The organism is Vibrio sp. 1F255 (genome assembly GCF_041439145.1).
Taxonomy (GTDB): Bacteria; Pseudomonadota; Gammaproteobacteria; order Enterobacterales; family Vibrionaceae; genus Vibrio; species Vibrio crassostreae_C.
This window is the reverse complement of sequence record NZ_JBGONQ010000016.1, coordinates 1-17,313: the sequence shown is the minus strand read 5'-3', so window position 1 is coordinate 17,313 and position 17,313 is coordinate 1. Positions and strand designations below refer to the sequence as shown.

10 protein-coding genes and 1 riboswitch are annotated in these 17,313 nt (G+C 45.3%); of the genes, 4 read left to right on the top strand and 6 right to left on the bottom strand.

Annotated features, from left to right (window positions below; genetic code table 11):
- Positions 1-84: 84 nt before the first annotated feature.
- The 5 genes from fdhF to cmoM all read right to left on the bottom strand — a co-directional run bounded on the left by fdhF (position 85) and on the right by cmoM (position 12,140).
- A complete protein-coding gene (fdhF, locus tag ACED41_RS10725) occupies positions 85-4,314 on the bottom strand; it encodes a formate dehydrogenase subunit alpha (protein ID WP_371724946.1) in 4,230 nt (1,409 codons plus the stop codon).
- A gap of 333 nt (positions 4,315-4,647) precedes the next feature.
- Positions 4,648-9,108, bottom strand: coding sequence for a chromosome partition protein MukB (gene mukB, locus ACED41_RS10720; RefSeq protein ID WP_371724945.1), 4,461 nt, complete (start codon positions 9,106-9,108; stop codon positions 4,648-4,650).
- Entirely contained in the window at positions 9,105-9,911 is an 807-nt protein-coding gene (gene mukE, locus ACED41_RS10715) for a chromosome partition protein MukE (protein WP_102427849.1), read from the bottom strand. The genes mukB and mukE overlap by 4 nt, the downstream gene beginning before the upstream one ends.
- Positions 9,892-11,229: a chromosome partition protein MukF gene (gene mukF, locus ACED41_RS10710; protein WP_017055049.1), complete on the bottom strand. Its 1,338-nt coding sequence runs from the start codon at positions 11,227-11,229 to the stop codon at positions 9,892-9,894. The genes mukE and mukF overlap by 20 nt, the downstream gene beginning before the upstream one ends.
- Positions 11,230-11,354: 125 nt before the next feature.
- The gene (cmoM, locus tag ACED41_RS10705) at positions 11,355-12,140 is read right to left on the bottom strand and encodes a tRNA uridine 5-oxyacetic acid(34) methyltransferase CmoM (RefSeq protein WP_017063509.1); all 786 of its coding nucleotides are present in this window, start codon (positions 12,138-12,140) and stop codon (positions 11,355-11,357) included.
- Between the two features lie 115 nt (positions 12,141-12,255).
- On the opposite strand from cmoM, the gene elyC reads away from it, so the two are divergent.
- Positions 12,256-13,107: an envelope biogenesis factor ElyC gene (gene elyC, locus ACED41_RS10700; protein ID WP_371724944.1), complete on the top strand. Its 852-nt coding sequence runs from the start codon at positions 12,256-12,258 to the stop codon at positions 13,105-13,107.
- A gap of 166 nt (positions 13,108-13,273) precedes the next feature.
- On the opposite strand, the gene torR is transcribed toward elyC, so the two are convergent.
- Positions 13,274-13,987: a two-component system response regulator TorR gene (torR, locus tag ACED41_RS10695; protein WP_017067841.1), complete on the bottom strand. Its 714-nt coding sequence runs from the start codon at positions 13,985-13,987 to the stop codon at positions 13,274-13,276.
- A gap of 285 nt (positions 13,988-14,272) precedes the next feature.
- Here torR and torD point away from each other — a divergent pair, with 285 nt between their 5' ends.
- The 3 genes from torD (at position 14,273) to ACED41_RS10680 (ending at position 17,215) form a co-directional block, all read left to right on the top strand.
- Positions 14,273-14,920 carry a molecular chaperone TorD gene (torD, locus tag ACED41_RS10690; protein ID WP_017062095.1) on the top strand — a complete coding sequence of 216 codons (648 nt, stop codon included), beginning with the start codon at positions 14,273-14,275 and terminating at the stop codon, positions 14,918-14,920.
- Between the two features lie 316 nt (positions 14,921-15,236).
- Entirely contained in the window at positions 15,237-16,241 is a 1,005-nt protein-coding gene (purR, locus tag ACED41_RS10685; RefSeq protein ID WP_017063507.1) for an HTH-type transcriptional repressor PurR, read from the top strand.
- A 170-nt stretch (positions 16,242-16,411) separates the two neighbouring features.
- A riboswitch (cyclic di-GMP riboswitch) is annotated at positions 16,412-16,497 on the top strand.
- 127 nt (positions 16,498-16,624) lie between these two features.
- On the top strand, positions 16,625-17,215 hold the full coding sequence (locus ACED41_RS10680) for a TfoX/Sxy family DNA transformation protein (RefSeq protein WP_019820997.1): 591 nt from the start codon (positions 16,625-16,627) through the stop codon (positions 17,213-17,215).
- Positions 17,216-17,313 lie beyond the last annotated feature (98 nt).

Genomic DNA, 17,313 nt, shown 5'->3' with positions numbered 1-17,313 from the left:
TGAATCTAGCTCGATAAAAAGGCCGCATAACTCTGAGAGTTACGCGGCTTTTTAATGCCAGCCGTCTTCACCGAGCTAATATGATTAAGCCTCTGTTACTTCACTCTCAGGCTCACGAATAGGATCAATACGCACAGCCGCCACCTTAAATTCAGGGATCTTCGCGTGTGGATCAGTCGCTGTGGTAGTCAAACGGTTAACTGGTGATTCAACAAAATGGAATGGAATAAATACCACACCCTTTTGCATTCGTTTAGTCACAAAGGCCGCGATTTCGATTTCACCACGACGTGTTGAGACCTTAAGCATCTGACCATTCGAGATACCTAGCGCTTCAGCATCATGAACACTCACCATGGCACGCGGCCCTGCTAAGTTATCCAACCCTTTTGTTTTACGTGTCATGGTTCCGGTGTGGAACTGTTCTAGAATACGGCCTGTCGTTAATACTAACGGGTATTCCGCATCCGGTAGCTCAGCAGCGTATCTAAACGGAATCGCCTCCATTTGACCACGCCCACGCGTAAATTGGGTCTGGTGCATGATACGTGTGCCATCAAGGTTGTTCTTATTACTTGGCCATTGCACGCCGTTCACCGTAATGTTCTCCCAACGTAAACCACCATACTGTGGCGTGACACGCGCTATCTCATTGGTGATATCAGCAACCGAGTCATATTCCCAATTGCCGCCCATCGCATTAGCCAACATTTGGATAATCACCCAATCTTCTTTCGCTTCACCTGGAGGCAATACCGCCGGGTTAATACGCTGAACACGACGCTCGGTATTAGTAAAATGACCAGACTTCTCAGCAAACGAGCAAGACGGTAGCACCACATCGGCATATTGAGCGGTTTCGGTTAAGAAAATATCTTGAACCACGAGGAAATCTAACGCTTCAAGACCTTCAATCACATGCGCTTGGTTCGGGTCACTCAGCACTGGGTTCTCGCCCATTACGTACAGACCACGAACATCTCGATGACACGCTCCATCAATAATTTCGGTGAGCGTTAACCCCGCTTCCGCTGGTAAGTCAGAAACACCCCACTCCATCGCGAATTTTTGACGAACCATTGGGTTGTACACTTTCTGATAACCCGGAAGGTTATTTGGCAATGCGCCCATGTCACACGCACCCTGAACATTGGATTGACCACGTAATGGGTTGATACCGCCGCCTTCAATTCCGATATTGCCACACAAGAGCTGTAGGTTAGCGATTGATCGAACGTTATCGTGACCAGTGGTATGTTGCGTAATGCCCATCGAGTAGTACACCGCTGTACGCTCTGCAGTACCAATCAATCGCGCCATTGCGAAGATGTCTTCCGCTTTAACGCCAGTTACCAGCTCCACTTTGTCTAGTGAATAACTTGGTGACATTACCTCTTGAAGCAAGGTATCAAAGCCATCCACACGGTCTTCGATATACTCTTGGTCGTACCAACCGTGTTTGATGATTTGCTGCATCACACCATTGATCAACATTACATCAGTACCCGGTCGGTGCGCTAAATAAAGTTCAGCATGGTCAGCAATATCGATTCGTTTTGGATCGGCAACGATCAATCTCGCTCCACCATGTCTCACAGCTTGCTTGATATGCGAGCCAATAATTGGGTGTGCTGACGTGGTGTCGGAGCCAATAATAAAGATCACATCTGAGTGCTTGATGCTTGGAATATCATTGGTCATCGCCCCGCTACCTAGCGAAGCCTCTAAACCAGTAACAGTAGATGCGTGACAAAGGCGCGCACAGTGATCGACGTTATTGGTACCGAGTTCACGACGTATGAATTTTTGGAAGGCATAGTTATCTTCATTGGTGGTTTTCGCCGACGAGAACCCCGCTAAAGCGTTACTGCCAAAGCCTTGCTTAATCGCAGTAAACTTCTCGGCAATAAGCTTAACTGCCTCATCCCAACTTGCAGGTTGCAACCAGCCATCTTTACGAATTAATGGTGTGGTTAAACGCGCATCGCTGCCCACAAAATCGAAGCCAAATCGTCCCTTAACACACAACATGCCTTCATTAACCGGAGAGTCTCCGCCTTCGATATAGCGAATTTTGTTTTTCTGCTCATCGATATGCATGGTTAACTTACAACCCACACCGCAATAAGTGCAGATGGTATCGACTTTCTTGAGTACGTCTGTGTCTCCCTGCTTTCTGTCGCGAGCATCGACCATTGCACCGGTTGGACACGCCTGAATACACGATCCGCATTGAACGCAGTTTGAGTCGCCCATTAAGGTCTTGTCCGCCCCAAAGTTAGGACGACATTCTGGTCTTGATGCAGGTTTGCCATCCGATTGGTTCATGAAGCTTAGAACGCCATGAACATTCTGTTCTCGACACGCTTGGATACACTGGCCACAACTAATACAGCGGTTAGCGTCAAAGATAATGAACTCAGAACTGTCATCGACCGAAAATTTTTGTCTTGTTAACCCGACCTTCGCTTCTTCAGCACGAATCGCCTGCCAACTCTCATTCGAAGCCACATCGATTTTGTATTCAGGATGGGTTTGCGTTGCTTTGTATTCAGTCGAGTAGTCTCGTAGGTCGCAATCTGTATTAGCTTGGCAGCCACACTCTAGACATCTTGCAGCTTCAGCGATTGCATCGGCATTATCAAACCCTGTTTCTACTTCATCGAAGCTTTGTTCACGCTGTTCGGGCGTTAGCTCAGGCATGATCTTGCGCGCCATGCGTTGTATAGATTTGTATTGCTCAGGATCCACCGCTTTGAGCTGTTTGTGCTTTCTTGAGTTAAACGGTTTAGCCGGAATATTTTCCATATCACCATGGAAGAAGCGATCGATCGCTTGTGCAGCAATACGCCCATCCCCAACCGCTTCGACTGCAGTTGCAGGGCCGCGTCGGAAATCACCAATACTGAAAATATTTCCGGTTCCGGTATGCATGGTTTGTGGATCAGCATCTGCGGTATTCCAACGAGTAAGAGGAATATCAATTGCTTCATTGTCCATAAAACTCAGGTCAGGCTTTTGTGACACGGCAGCAATAACCGTATCAAACGCTTCAACAAAGAACTCGCCAGTTGGTTTAGGGCTGCGGCGGCCTGAAGCATCAGCAGGACCCAAAGCCATTCGTTCTAATCGTATTTCTGATACATGACCATTTTCATCGGCTATGTTTTCTGCAGGGTTGGTTAAGAAGTGGAACTTCACACCCTCATGTTCAGCTTCTTCGATTTCGTAATCTTCTGCTGGCATCTCATCTCGAGTACGACGATAAATCAGCGTAGTATCCGCGCCATCACGAACTGCGGTTCGAGCACAGTCAATCGCTGTATTACCGCCACCGATCACGGCAACCTTTTTACCAGTGACGTACTGCTGATCGGTCACGTAATCTTTCAGATAATCGACACCCAAATAACAACCTCCGAGTTCGCTACCCGGGTAATTCATCTCAACCGCTTGCGATGCACCAACGGCTAAACAAACCGCATCAAAATCGTTACTTAAATCAGACAGTGTAAAATCAACACCGAGTTTTTTACCGCACTCAACCACCATTCCGTTGCGACACATCAACTCGATTTCTTTATCTAGAATCGACTTAGGTAAGCGATATTCAGGGATACCGTAACGCAGCCAACCACCCGCTTGCGGCATCGACTCATAGACACTGACATCATAGCCTTCGTTAGATAGGTAATAACCCGCCGTAAGCCCACCGGGGCCACTACCGACAATTGCAATACTCTTGCCTTTATTCGGTTTCTTAGCTGGCATGTAGCTCTCTTGAGTCGCTAAATCCGCGTCGGCAGCGTGTCGTTTGAGTTGGCGAATCGCAATGGATTCATCAACCAAGTTACGACGACATTCGGTTTCACAGAAAGCAGGACACACACGACCAATTGAAAGCGGCATTGGTAATGTCTTTTTGATCACTTCAATCGCTTTGATGTGATCATTTTGAGCAATATGGTGCAGGTAAGATTGGATGTCGACCCCAGCAGGACAGGCTGTTTGGCATGGCGCCTCACAGTCAGCGTAGTGATCGGTCATAATGCGATTCAACGCTTCTTGTCGATGATTCGTTAACTGTTTTGACTGAGTGGTAATATTCAACCCATTAGACACTTCAAGCTCACAAGAGCGAGTAACACCAACGCCATCAACTTCCACAACACACAAATCACACGGCACTTTATCCGCTGTTTTATTCAAACCACATAAAGATGGGATTTCCAAACCACATGTTTTTGCCGCTTCAAGAACGGTTTGTCCTTGCTCGACGATTCGATATTTCCCATCAATAACGATTTGAATCATACCTAAGTCCTACCTTTACCTTTCGCACACGCGAGTTATCAATAATTAAAATTTAAGTAATACAATATTATTAATATTATTAAATCTATGTCATTACCATACATTATTTGTGGTTTTGTGCGTGTGACCTCAAACAAGTTCCATTGATAATAACTACAAGGTATGAGTGGTCTTATCAGTATCGATAAAAGAATTAGGCGAGAGGAGTTCAGTTGAGGAAATTAGATTCAAGATACAAAAAAGCCCCTATTGATTAGGGGCTTTGTACAAATATCATTGAGTCGCTTTCGAGCTTATAACTCAGTTATCAAGCTTATTGCTCGGCTATCAAGGTTATTGCTCAGCTTCTTCAATAAGCTCTTGAACTGGGGATGCCGGTTTGTTTTGAGCAAAACCGCGCAGGCCAACAACATGTACGTGCTCGTGATCTTTAAAGACCTTACGAACCAGTTTGTAGGTTGTGCCTTTCTCAGGGCTAATGTTCTCTGGTGCTGCAATCAAAAGTTGCATACCTAAACGGTCACACAGTTCGAACAAGGTAGAGATAGATTTCGCATCCAGACGAGCTGCTTCATCAAGGAACAACAAACGACATGGAACGATGTCTTTGCTACGAAGTCGACGAGACTCTTCTTCCCAGCTCTGAACAACCATCAGTAGGATAGACTGACCAGTACCGATCGCTTCACCGGTAGAAAGTGCGCCCGATTCAGCTTGTAACCAACCATCAGAACCACGGTTAACTTCAACACTTAGCTCTAGGTAGTTACGGTAATCCAGTAGCTCTTCACCTAGAACTTGTGGAGAACGTTGACCCATATCGATATGTGGGTTAACACGTTGGAACAACTTCGCCATCGCTTCTGAGAAGGTAAAGCGCGTTGATTCAAACAAGTCTTTGTGTTGCTCTTGCTGAGTCGCTAGACCTGATAGCAAGATCTCGTGACTTTCACGAATCTTAACGTTCAGACGTACGCCCTTAACCTGACCAAAGTAGATGTTCGACAAACCTTGGTTCAGCATACGAATACGGTTCTGCTCGCGCTGAATCGTTTTCTTGATGATGCTTGCTACTGACTCAGAGCTGATCGCCAAGCGGTTTTCACGCTGCGTCAGTTCTTCTGTTAGTCGGGCTAGCTCAACTTCCATCTCTTCGATTGCTTCTACCGGATCATCCGTATGAATGATGTCTTGGCGAATACGCTCGCGAAGATGTTGGTAAACCGCAATATAGAACAGAACCTTACGCTCTGGATGTGCGTTGTCTTCAGATAGACGCAGCGAATCACGTAGATCTTCATTGTCAGCTACAGCTAGACGTAGCGCACCCAGTGATTTATCCGACATAGAGCGAAGCTCGCCCGCCGTTAGGTAAGCCAGTTCACGCTTGTGCAAACGACGTTCAACATCATTTTCACGAGCTAAGCGAAGTACTGAACACCAGCCTGCTTTTGCTGCAACAACGAAAGTACGAAGTTCTGTGTACTCTTTCTGAACTTTCTTAAGACGCTTAGCTAGGGCTTTCATCTCAAGTTCTGTTGACGTAATCGTACGCTCGTATTCGCTCTTACGGCTGCGAGATGTGTGCAGACGCTCTTGAAGCTCGTCACGACGACGTACAGCACGCTCTTCAGCGCCTTCATCAGCGTTTACGCCAAACTCTTGTAGCTCTTGTTTGAACTCTTGAACCGTTTCTTGCTTCGCTTGATGTGAGCTCTTCAGTGCCGCCAATACTTGGTTGTATTGGTTCATCTGTTCGCGAGCTTGCTTCAAACCATCGCGGCCTTTGGTTCTTGCTTGTTCAGCTTGAACCAGTTTCGCTTTTAATTGCTCGCTCAGTTCACTGCTCTTGTTAAGCAAATCAACAGAATCTGCGTAAGCAAAGTAGTGACGACGCTCAATCAGATCAGACAGTGCGAACACTTTGCCTTTTAGCGTTTGTAGCGCGTTATCAGATTGACGATATTCGGCTTCCAAAGCTTCGAACTGCTCTGGGTCAGCGTCTAGTGCAGATACGATCTGTTCTAGAGAAGCAAGCGCCTTGCCGTGCGTATTCAAGTAAGACTTAGCTTCACTCAGACGTTCTAGTTGTGCTTCTAATTCAGCTAAGCGCTCAGCCAATGTTTCGTCTTCTAAAATACGAACCATTGGAGCTAATTTATCTAGCGCACCGAGTGCCTGCTTGCTTTGTAGAAGCTGGCTACGTTGCTGCTGCTCTTTAGAGTTAAGCTCAGCCAGAGAACGAACAATTTGATTACGCTTATCACGAATCGCAGCAAGTGCTTGTTCTGGGTCTGCGTTAAACGCAACGTGCAGGTGCTTCGCAACAAAGCTGTTGAATGCTTGATATAGACGATTCAGCTTTTGAGAGTCAAACGCGGCTTTCGCGTGGTTCTCAACAACAACGTCACGCTCTTCGCGCAATTTCTCTAGACGTTGTTCACGAGCCGCACGGCCAAACAGTGGGATCTCAGGGAAACGTGAGTAACGCATTTGGCGATCGTTCAGCTGAACACATACTGCGCCTTCAAGCTCATCGGCATTAAATGAACTGTCATCAAACGCGTCGACATCGCCTTCTAGGATGTAAAGGTCTTCTGGACAATCATCAAGATCCACCAGCTTCTCTTTAATACCATCAAGATCAGAAACCACAATTGCGTGACGAGCTGGGCCGTACATCGCACTGAAGTACGGCGCATCACCAATCGTGATGTCATCGTAGATCTCAGAAAGCAACACGCCACCAAGCGTATCCGCCAGACCTTTCAAACGAGGATCGTTAGAGCCACCTGGCGAAGCTAAACGCTCAATTTCGTGCTCAAGTTCAGCTCGGCGCGTAGCCAACTGATCTTTTGCTACCGCTTGAGATTTCTCATCTTCAAGCACTTGTTGCATTTGAGTCATCACCGCTTGGCTATCTTCTAGCTCAGCGTCGGTTTGATCTCTTAATGCTTCAAGCGCATCGTTTGCCGTGATCCATGCTGGAGCAATAGACTCAAGTTTTTGAATCTCTTGATCGTGGTTTTGTTGTACACGACGTTGCTCACTCTTCGCTTCACGCAGCTCTTCTTGAGCGTACTCAAGAGACTCGATCTGCATAGCGTGACGTTCACGTTCTTCATCGAAAACCGCTTCGTCAGTCAGTGAGATGTTGTGTTGCTTTTGGTATTCAGTCGCAAGCTCTTTTGCTTGACGCTGCTGAGCCACATCACGAGCCATATCGCGGTGCTGAGCACGCCACTGCTGTTCATTTTCAACAACGTGTTTTGCGTTACGGCCTTTTTCTAAAGCTTGCTTAGCGCTTTGAGACGCTTCTTTACGCTCAACGTCACCCACAATACTTTTAACAAGAGCGAGCGCTTTGTCGAACTGCGCAGAAGCAGCAGAAGACATGTCTAGTTTATGTTTAGTAGACAGCAGCGTTTGAGTGCTTGATTCTTCTTGTGCTTTTAGCTCTGAAACCAGAGTTAGTGCGCTTTCTGCCGTAATCGATTCATCACCAAGCAACTGCTTAGTTTTCTCTAATGCTTGAACCGCTTGCTGGTATTGAAGTGCACGCGTTTGCTGAACATCCAACGCTTGTTGGTAGTCAGCAAGCTGAGTTTTCAGGCTATCCACTTCTTCTTCAGTGATGGTTGCCTGCTCTTCAGCAAGAAGTACTCGCTCTTGCGCTTCTTCAACCACCATCATTTGCTCTTCTAGACGCTCGTTAAGCTCTTCTAGATCTTCGCTGTAGCGAGCAATCTTCTCTTGCTGGCGAAGTGCAGTTTGAACCAATTGAAGATGATCCGAAGCCGCTTGATAATCTTGCTCTAGTGCCGACTCTTGATCGACCAACAGCTCTAATTCTTCTTGAACACGGTTCAACAAGTTGTTTTGATCATGCAAGGTTTCACGCGAACCAAACAGTTCACCACGGAACTTCATGGTTTGATCAAGCTTGTTACGACGGTCGTTGGCATGGCGCATGTAATCTGCTGCCACGTAGTTCGTCGATTCAGTGATCAAGTGTTTGAACAGGTCACGGTCCGACTGAGTTGTCTTGATCGCTTCTAGCGTCATGCGGTTCTCACGCAGTGCTGATTCCATGTCTTGGAATGCTTTCTTCACACCACCGTTTTGCGGTAGAAGATAATCGCGCAGAGAACGCGTAATCGCACTAGAAATACCGCCGTAAAGCGATGCTTCGATCAAACGGTAGAACTTAGAGCGGTCGCTGCTGTTACGCAGTTTCTTAGGTACCACACCGTATTCAAACATTTGCGAGTGGTAATCAACAATCGAAGAGAAGGCTTTAAAATGAGCGCCTTCGTATTGCGCTACCGCCGCTTTCACATCATTCAACTGACATACGCGAGCGTGGCTGTCTGAAACATTCTGAATCAACACATCCGTTGGTTTCACATGGCTTGGAAGGCCTTGGATTACGAACGGTTTGATGTCTACTTTCTTGTCACGACCGGCAACTTGCTGCAGTTTTACTGCAAACAATAGGCGTTGATTACGAGAGTTCACAACATCTAGTGCAGCATAACATGCGCCAGGTTGAAGCTTACCGTAAAGGCCTTTATCACGAGATGACTGCGAGCTACCCGCTTCCGTTGTGTTACGGAAATGCAGAAGGCTTTGGTCAGGGATCAGTGCTGTGATGAATGCCGCCATTGTGGTCGACTTACCCGCACCGTTACCGCCAGAAAGCGTTGTAACCAATCCATCAATATCAAAAGTACGCGCAAAGAAGCCGTTCCAGTTGACCATGGTTAATGATTGATACTTACCTCTTTCAATCATGCTTCACCTTCTACTTTTGTTTGTTCGCCATCGTTTGACTCAAGGTCAAAGTCAGCTTGATCGTTAAAAATGTCTTGTTGACCGTTTTCGTTTACGTCTGCAACTACTTCTGATACAGCTTCCGCTTGTTCTTCATTCAACAAGCTACCTTGGTTAGGCTCTTGGGTATGCACCACAGCTTCACCATCACGGATAAGACGTAATTGCGCTTCTTTCATATCGTCACCAACACGAACGTCAGCGCCAAAGCGGAATACCGCTTCGCTGATACGGAACTTGCCCGTTTCACCAATCGCAATCAGCATGCCGATACGGCGTAAACGACGCAGAGAAGTACGAACTTTTTCGAAGAGCTTTTCTTTATCTAAGTCAGAACCAGATGCACGGTTGGTTGCTAGCTTCATGAGTTTTTTCTCATCCGCTAACGACATCAATTCATCAAACAGTTCTTGATTGGTGAAGATACCTTCATGAGCCAGACGTTCTGGGCTTAGGTATAAGAAACACAACACCTTGCCAACCAACATGTCGAGCTCAGACAACACACTACGACCAATCAGAGACGTAGAACGCGGACGCAGGTAATAGAAACCTTCCGGCGCTTTTACCAGTTCCGTATTGTAGCGTTGATAGAAATGCTGAAGCTCAACTTCAAAATCAGACAGCAACGCGTGGTTATCTAGGTCTTCTGTTGAAACATGCTTACCTGAACGCAGCATGCTATCTAGCGCAGGGAACAGTGGGTTCGCTATCGCTTTTACCAGTTTCTCTGGCATGTAATCATCAGTACTTGTTAATGACATTTGCTTGTACCTTTGCACCGAAATCGTTAATTGCCTGCCAATCTGGCTGAATAGCCTGATAGTCAGACTCTGAGTAACCTAAGCGTACGGCTTGGTCGACAACAATTCTGGCTAAATCAAAATGGTGTGTGCGAGGGTGTGCAGCGAGGTAATCGCGTAACACAAGACCAAGATCAATTGGCGCGCCTTGCTGTTTGTGAGCTTTTAACATCTCTGCAATTCGATCTGAAAGCAGGTCATTTACTTGCTCAAATTCTTCGTACTCTACGTCGATTGGTGCTTGTCCCATCACTTCGTCATCACGAAGCACGAGCGCTTCATCACGAAGATCCGTCAGCTTCTCAGCATCGGCGTAGGTCAATAACCAAGGCGCATCAAAGTAGTCAGTGACTGACTGACGCAAGCGCTGGCTAAAGGCGCGGTTTTTATCCATATCAATCGCGGTACGGATGAACTTGTGAACATGGCGGTCGTAGCCGATCCATAAATCGATGGCTTGTTGGCCCCAACTGGTGATTCGGTCTAGCTTCATCTGCAAGCCGAACAGGGTTTCGCCAACGAACTCGAGTTCATCGTCACCGTAAACAATTTCTTGAATATCGAGGATCTGTGTTTGCAGTTCATCCCCCGCCGCTTGCAAGGTGTCTTGCAATTCTTTTAGTGTGGACGAGGTTTCTGAAAGCAAGGTTTCACAGTTGTTAATCGCCTCTCGCCAATCCTTGTTTAAAAGGTCGGCAATTTGCTGTTTAACGGTTTGCTGCTGCTCATCCATAACACGTTGGTTAAGATCAATCTGATCGAAAATTTCACCAACAGAATACTTGAGCACGCCGTAAACATTCTTTCTCCAATGTCCTGGAGTTCCGCCTTTTTGTGCTGCTTCAATGGCTTTTGCCATCTCGTCCGCAACCATAGAAAGCTGGATAGACAGTTTTAACTTAGAGAACTGACGGTGGCGTAAGTAATAATCTGAAATACCAATCGCCAATGGTGATAAGCGATAAATACTCGCACCATCGGTGATTTCGCTGGTAAAGCGGCTAATCAACTTCTGTTTAACTAACTCGTTGATGGCATTGTTGGCACGAAACGCGGACGCTTCGCCAGTATCTTCAAACAGTCGAGTGACGATGGTAAATGCATCGTGCAGTTCACCCTCGCCCAACTCTTCATCGAACCTTTCATTGCTTAGTACTGCGATAGCAATCAAAAATGCTAAGCGCTCTGGTGGCAAGTTTAATGAAAAATCATGCTGCTTGACCCAGCCCACCAACTCATCAATTGGCTGCTCTTCGGCAGTTTGAGTCATTTCACTCATTGTGGTTCCTGTTACTGTTCTTCGTCATATCGAATGTATTAGATATGACGCTTATTTCTTTATGACGCGGGCTTCTTACGATTGCATAGCGCATGTTGTGGCTTCTTTTACCACATTCACCGCTGTTATTGCGCAGGTTTTTGAGCCCAAACGTGAATATAACGGCCTAGTGACAGATATGGCTCTTGGCGACATAGCTGTTTTTCCAGTTCCAATACATCTTCAAATTGGTAATCGCCCATGTACTCCATATTACCTATGTAGTCACTGAAAGAGCGAATGCCTGATTTACCACAGATTTCTAGACCAGCGTCTTCTATCCATTGATAAACCTCTTCCGGCTTCAAGCCTTTTTGTGGTTGCAGCTTAAACCGTTTTCGATGTGGCATCCCATTCAATACATGAGGAATGTTGCCACAAATCACATTTTTCAGGACTAATCCGTGGTGGTTGTAAAACATTATCGAGGCAACACCACCTGGCTTAACTTGTTCAAGCAATAAATCAAGCGCCTCTTTAGGATCGGCTAACCATTCCATTACGGCATGAAACATCACAAAATCGACTTTCTCATCGAGATGTTCTGCGACTTTTTGTACCGGTGAATGAATAAATCGATATTGCTCTAGCAAACCCGCTTCGCTGATACTTTCTTCGGCGAGCTTCAGCATTTCAGAAGAGAGATCACACAGAGAAACGTTATGCCCAAGCGACGCAATTTTTTGCGACATCTGCGCAAGGCCGCCTCCAGCATCAAGCACATGCAGCGGCGAAGCTGATTGCTCAAACTTGCTCAAAGCTTGTTCTAAATCTTCCCATACGATGATCTGACGGATCTCTCCTTTGTCAGAGCCGTAAATATTTTTTGCAAATTTGTGGGCAATATCGTCGAAATTACGGTCTTCAGTCACGGCTACTTGAGTTATTATGTCCTATCGTGCCTGCTATTCTGTCACAGGAATTTCAGGAATAAAGAGGCGATGTCTCTTTTTACTACTAAGTGATGTTTTTTCGGACTATTCGGATATGTTTGAGCTGAAAAAAGTAGTGTCTTCGCTATTGATGCCACTGCCAGCAATGTTAATTCTCGCTTTTCTGGGTTTAGCCCTAGTGATGTTTACTACCAAAAGGAAGACTGGTTGCCTAATCACCCTCTCAGCCCTATGTGGTATTTTCCTAATCGCTTTCCAGCCAGTTTCTAGTCAACTTTTAATGCCAATGGAAAGGCAACACACCGCATTTTTACCTGTCGATGAAACCGTCGATTACGTGATGGTTCTTGGAAGTGGTCACGTCGTAGACGACCAAATTCCACCGACATCAGAACTTAGCCGCACCGGCCTGATGCGTTTAAGTGAAGGGATTCGTATTCTACGCCTCTACCCTGGTGCAAAACTCATTTTGTCTGGCTATGGCGCAGGCACTGAAGTAAGTAACGCAAGAATGATGGCTAAAGTGGCTTTAGCACTTGGCGTAGCAAAGCCCGACATCATTCTGCTTGAAACCGCAAAAGACACTTGGGAAGAAGCCCGCCAAGCCGCTGCGTTCGTTAAGAATAAAAGAATGGTGTTGGTGACTTCAGCGAGCCATATGACTCGCGCACTGAACGAATTCAATGCTGCTGGAATGAAACCACTGCCGGCACCAACTAACTACCTTGCACAAGAAGGTATAGTTGAGCCGTGGGAAAAGTACATGCCGAAAGCGCTATACCTTGAGCAGACTGAGCGTTACTGGCACGAAACCATGGGATTGGTTTGGCAAAGCCTGCGTGATTGGCTAGATACAAGCAATGACATTGTTGAAGAGCCTGTTATTCCAGAAGCTTCCAGCTTAATTGAAGATGACGGTGACGTTTCTGCGGCTCAGCCTCAATAAGCCCATTGAATCTTTAAACTCATCTTAAGCATACAGAGTCGCCAAGTATTTGTAGATTCTCTGGTCGTTAACAGTAAAAGCTGAGTAATAAAAAAGCCGAGACATCAATGATGTCTCGGCTTTTTACGTTTAAATGTCGTTGTTAATTAATCACTCCCGAAGGAAATCAATCACCAGCGAACATGTAACCTTCACCGTGAACCGTCACAAAGATTTGTGGGTTCTTAGGATCGAACTCCATTTTTGCACGCATACGACGAATCAGCACGTCGATAGTACGGTCATTAGGCGCGTCCACTCGGTGGCTAATCATATTCAAAATACGTTCGCGGCTTAATACTTGATTAGGGTAAGAAGACAAAGCCACTAGCAGTTCGTATTCTGCTTTGGTCAGTTTCACTGGTTCGCCGTTCTTGCTTAACGCACGACGAGGGATATCAAATGTCCACTCACCAAAACGAACCACAGACTCATCTGATGTTTCTTCTACAGCGCCCGCTGCTGTTTTACGAGCAGCAGAGATACGCCAAAGTAGGTTTTTAACTCGAACTAATAACTCGCGAAGTTCGAAGGGTTTAGTAACGTAATCGTCAGCGCCCATTTCAAGGCCTACGATCTTGTCGATGCTATCCGTGCGTCCAGTAACTAAAATAATTCCAATGTCTGATTGACTGCGTAATTCGCGAGTTAGCATCAATCCATCTTCGCCTGGTAAGTTGATGTCCAGCATAATGAGGTCAACGTTGTTTTCTTCTAACACGTTTCTCATTTGAGCGCCGCTTTCTGCTTCGCTCACTGTGTAACCCTCGTTCTGGAAGTATCCAACCAGTTTACTGCGGGTTACCACATCATCTTCTACGACTAATACGTGATAGCTCATCTACACCACTTTTCTTATTTAATAGTTTCAGTGACTATTCTATTCATAACTAGTAACAATTCTAGTGGTACAGAAGATAAAAGCCAGAAACATGGATTTTTTTTGATACAAGACAATCTTAAACCTTGCTATTTATCGTCCATCGCAATTCAATATAGGCATTACTACTAACGAGTAACTTTGCGTTTCGCAAATAACCTTGTTATTCAGCCTTGGTGTGCTTATGCCCAAGTGACTTCAAGATGCATATAAGCAACATCACAAGACTAAGTCAGGATCTAACAAATGAAAGATACGAAAGCGTTCAACGAGCAAAGAGCAGAAATATACTGGTGGCTATCAAGCTTATTTGCCAAAGAGCTCACTCAAGAAGAACTCGATCACTACCACTCTGTTGAAATTCGTTCTTTCCTAACTGGTTTAGGCGAAAATGAGACACTAAAGCCAGCGATTGATAAGTTAGTGGATGCGCTGAACCGCCTACAAACTCGTGAAGATGCTCAGCTAGAACTGTCTGCAGACTTTTGCGATCTTTTCTTAAAGACAGATAAGCACGGCGCTCTTCCTTACGCTTCAATGTATATCGGCGAAACTGGCCTTTTGAATGATAAGCCAGCAAAAGATATGGAAGAGATCATGGCTAAGCACAACTTAGTTGTGAACCAAGATCTAAAAGAGCCAGCAGACCACATTGCTATCGAACTCGATTTCCTTGGTAACTTGATCATTCGTTCAAACGAAACGAATATTGAAGAAGAACTAGAGAATTCATTTGCCGCTCAACAGCAGTTTATCGAACAACAACTGCTGACTTGGTTACCAAAGTTCAACGTGAAATGTCATGACGTTGATGAATTCGGTTTCTACGCCTCCGTCTCATCGTTGCTACTCGCATTCTGTCAATTAGACACTCAATATTTAGCTGGTGAATAGCTTATTGGATGACTCGTTAAATAAATTCAGAAGAATGTGACAATTCACCCGGATTTCCGGGTGAATTTTATTGCGAGTAATTTCTAGTCAGTCTAAAATTGTGACCGCAAACGATAAAATATGAAACATTCACGAAATGCTATGCTTATTATAGTTTTGAGCATTTCGGTGTTAAGACAAGCCGCTCAATAGCGGTTTTTTGTTTTTTAGCACTTTTAGTACCCAAAGAGCCCTACAAATTTAAGCTCTTAGTTAGGTAGCTTAACGGCTACTTTATTCCGTACTTTGGGAAAGTAGCTTCTAATAGGATAAAACCATGGCCACTATAAAAGATGTCGCTCGCTTAGCCGGCGTATCAACAACAACCGTTTCTCACGTAATCAATAAAACTCGCTTTGTTGCAGAAGCAACGCAAGAAAAAGTAAACAAAGCCGTAGATGAACTGAACTATGCACCAAGTGCTGTTGCTCGTAGCTTGAAGTGTAATACAACACGCACCATCGGCATGCTAGTGACTCAATCAACTAATCTATTCTTCTCTGAAGTTATCGATGGTGTTGAGAGCTACTGCTACCGTCAAGGTTACACTTTGATCCTGTGTAATACGGGCGGTATCTATGAGAAGCAACGTGACTACATTCGAATGCTTGCAGAGAAACGTGTAGATGGCATCTTAGTTATGTGTTCTGACCTAACTGAAGAACTAAGAGAGATGTTAGACCGTCACGCTGACATCCCTAAAGTTATTATGGACTGGGGCCCAGAGAGTTCTCAAGCTGATAAGATCATCGATAACTCTGAAGAAGGTGGCTACCTAGCGACCAAATACCTTATTGAACGCGGTCACTCTAAGATTGCATGTTTAAGTGGCCACTTAGACAAAGCAGCATGTGTTGAACGTATTGCCGGTTACAAGCGCGCACTTAACGAAGCTAAAATTTCTGCCGATGACAATATGATCATCGAAGGCAACTTCGAGTGTGATACGGCTGTTCTTGCTGCAGAACAAATCGTTGAGATGGAAGATCGTCCAACGGCGGTATTCTGCTTTAACGACACAATGGCACTCGGCTTAATGAGCCGACTGCAAGAAAAAGGCATCCGCATTCCTGAAGATATCTCAGTGATCGGTTACGACAACATCGAACTCGCTGAATACTTCTCTCCGCCGTTAACGACAGTTCACCAACCAAAACGTCGTGTTGGTAAGAATGCATTCGAAATTCTATTGGAGCGCATCAAAGACAAAGACCACGAAAAACGCGTCTTCGAAATGCACCCTGAAATTGTTGAACGAAGTACAGTTAAGACGTTAAATTAATTGATAATTCGAGTTTAATTTCATCAAGCGCACCTTTAGGTGCGCTTTTTTTATCAGCAACTATAATGAACCCAGACGCACAACGGAAAGATCATTAATTGAAGCAGTATCACATTTTGAAATATCAAGTGTGAGCTTCATTCAACAAAAACTTTATTCTATTCAATCAGTCACGCACAGGGCAAACCACTCGAAAGAGTGAGACGCAAAGCTTCCGGCCTAAACCACTCGTTGGTATGGTAGCGGGGTTACCGATGGCAAAATGCAGTAACTACTAATAATTTAGTAATTTACGGCTTATTGACAATTTAATTGCAACATTTTGCTAATCTCTCGGACCTGCTTATTTGGTGGCGTAGTTCAAATACACCGAGATAAATAACATGGATAAACCGATACTAAAGGACTCGATGAAGTTATTTGAGTCCCTAGGAAAAATAAAATCACGCTCAATGTTTGGTGGCTTCGGTCTTTTTGCTGATGACACTATGTTTGCTCTGGTTGTAAATGACCAGTTGCACATACGCGCAGACAAAGGCACAACGAAACAATTCGAACAACAAGGGTTTCAACCGTACGTCTACAAAAAACGTGGTTTCCCTGTCGTTACTAAATATTTCGCTTTACCTGAAGGCCTCTGGCAAGACCAAGAGAAAATCTTGCAGCTTGCAACCACGTCTCTAGGTTTTGCTAAAGAAGAAAAAGCTGAGCAGTCTTCTGCTAAGCCGACCCGACTCAAAGATCTGCCTAATCTTCGACTCGCTACCGAGCGTATGTTGAAAAAGGCAGGGATCGATTCTGTAGAACGTTTATATGAATCTGGCTCTGTAAACGCATTTAACGCCATCAAAGAATCGCATGCGTCTTCTGTCAGTATTGAACTACTTTGGGCGCTAGAAGGCGCGATTAATGGTACACATTGGTCTGTTATACCGCAGCAGCGTCGCGAAGAGCTTATCAATCGCGTCAATTAACATTGTCAGTGCAATCTATATACATAACTAAGCCGCATTTACTGCTAATGCCGATCAGTTAAAGCCAAAGCGATCGGTTGAAGGATCCTTCAGAGCTG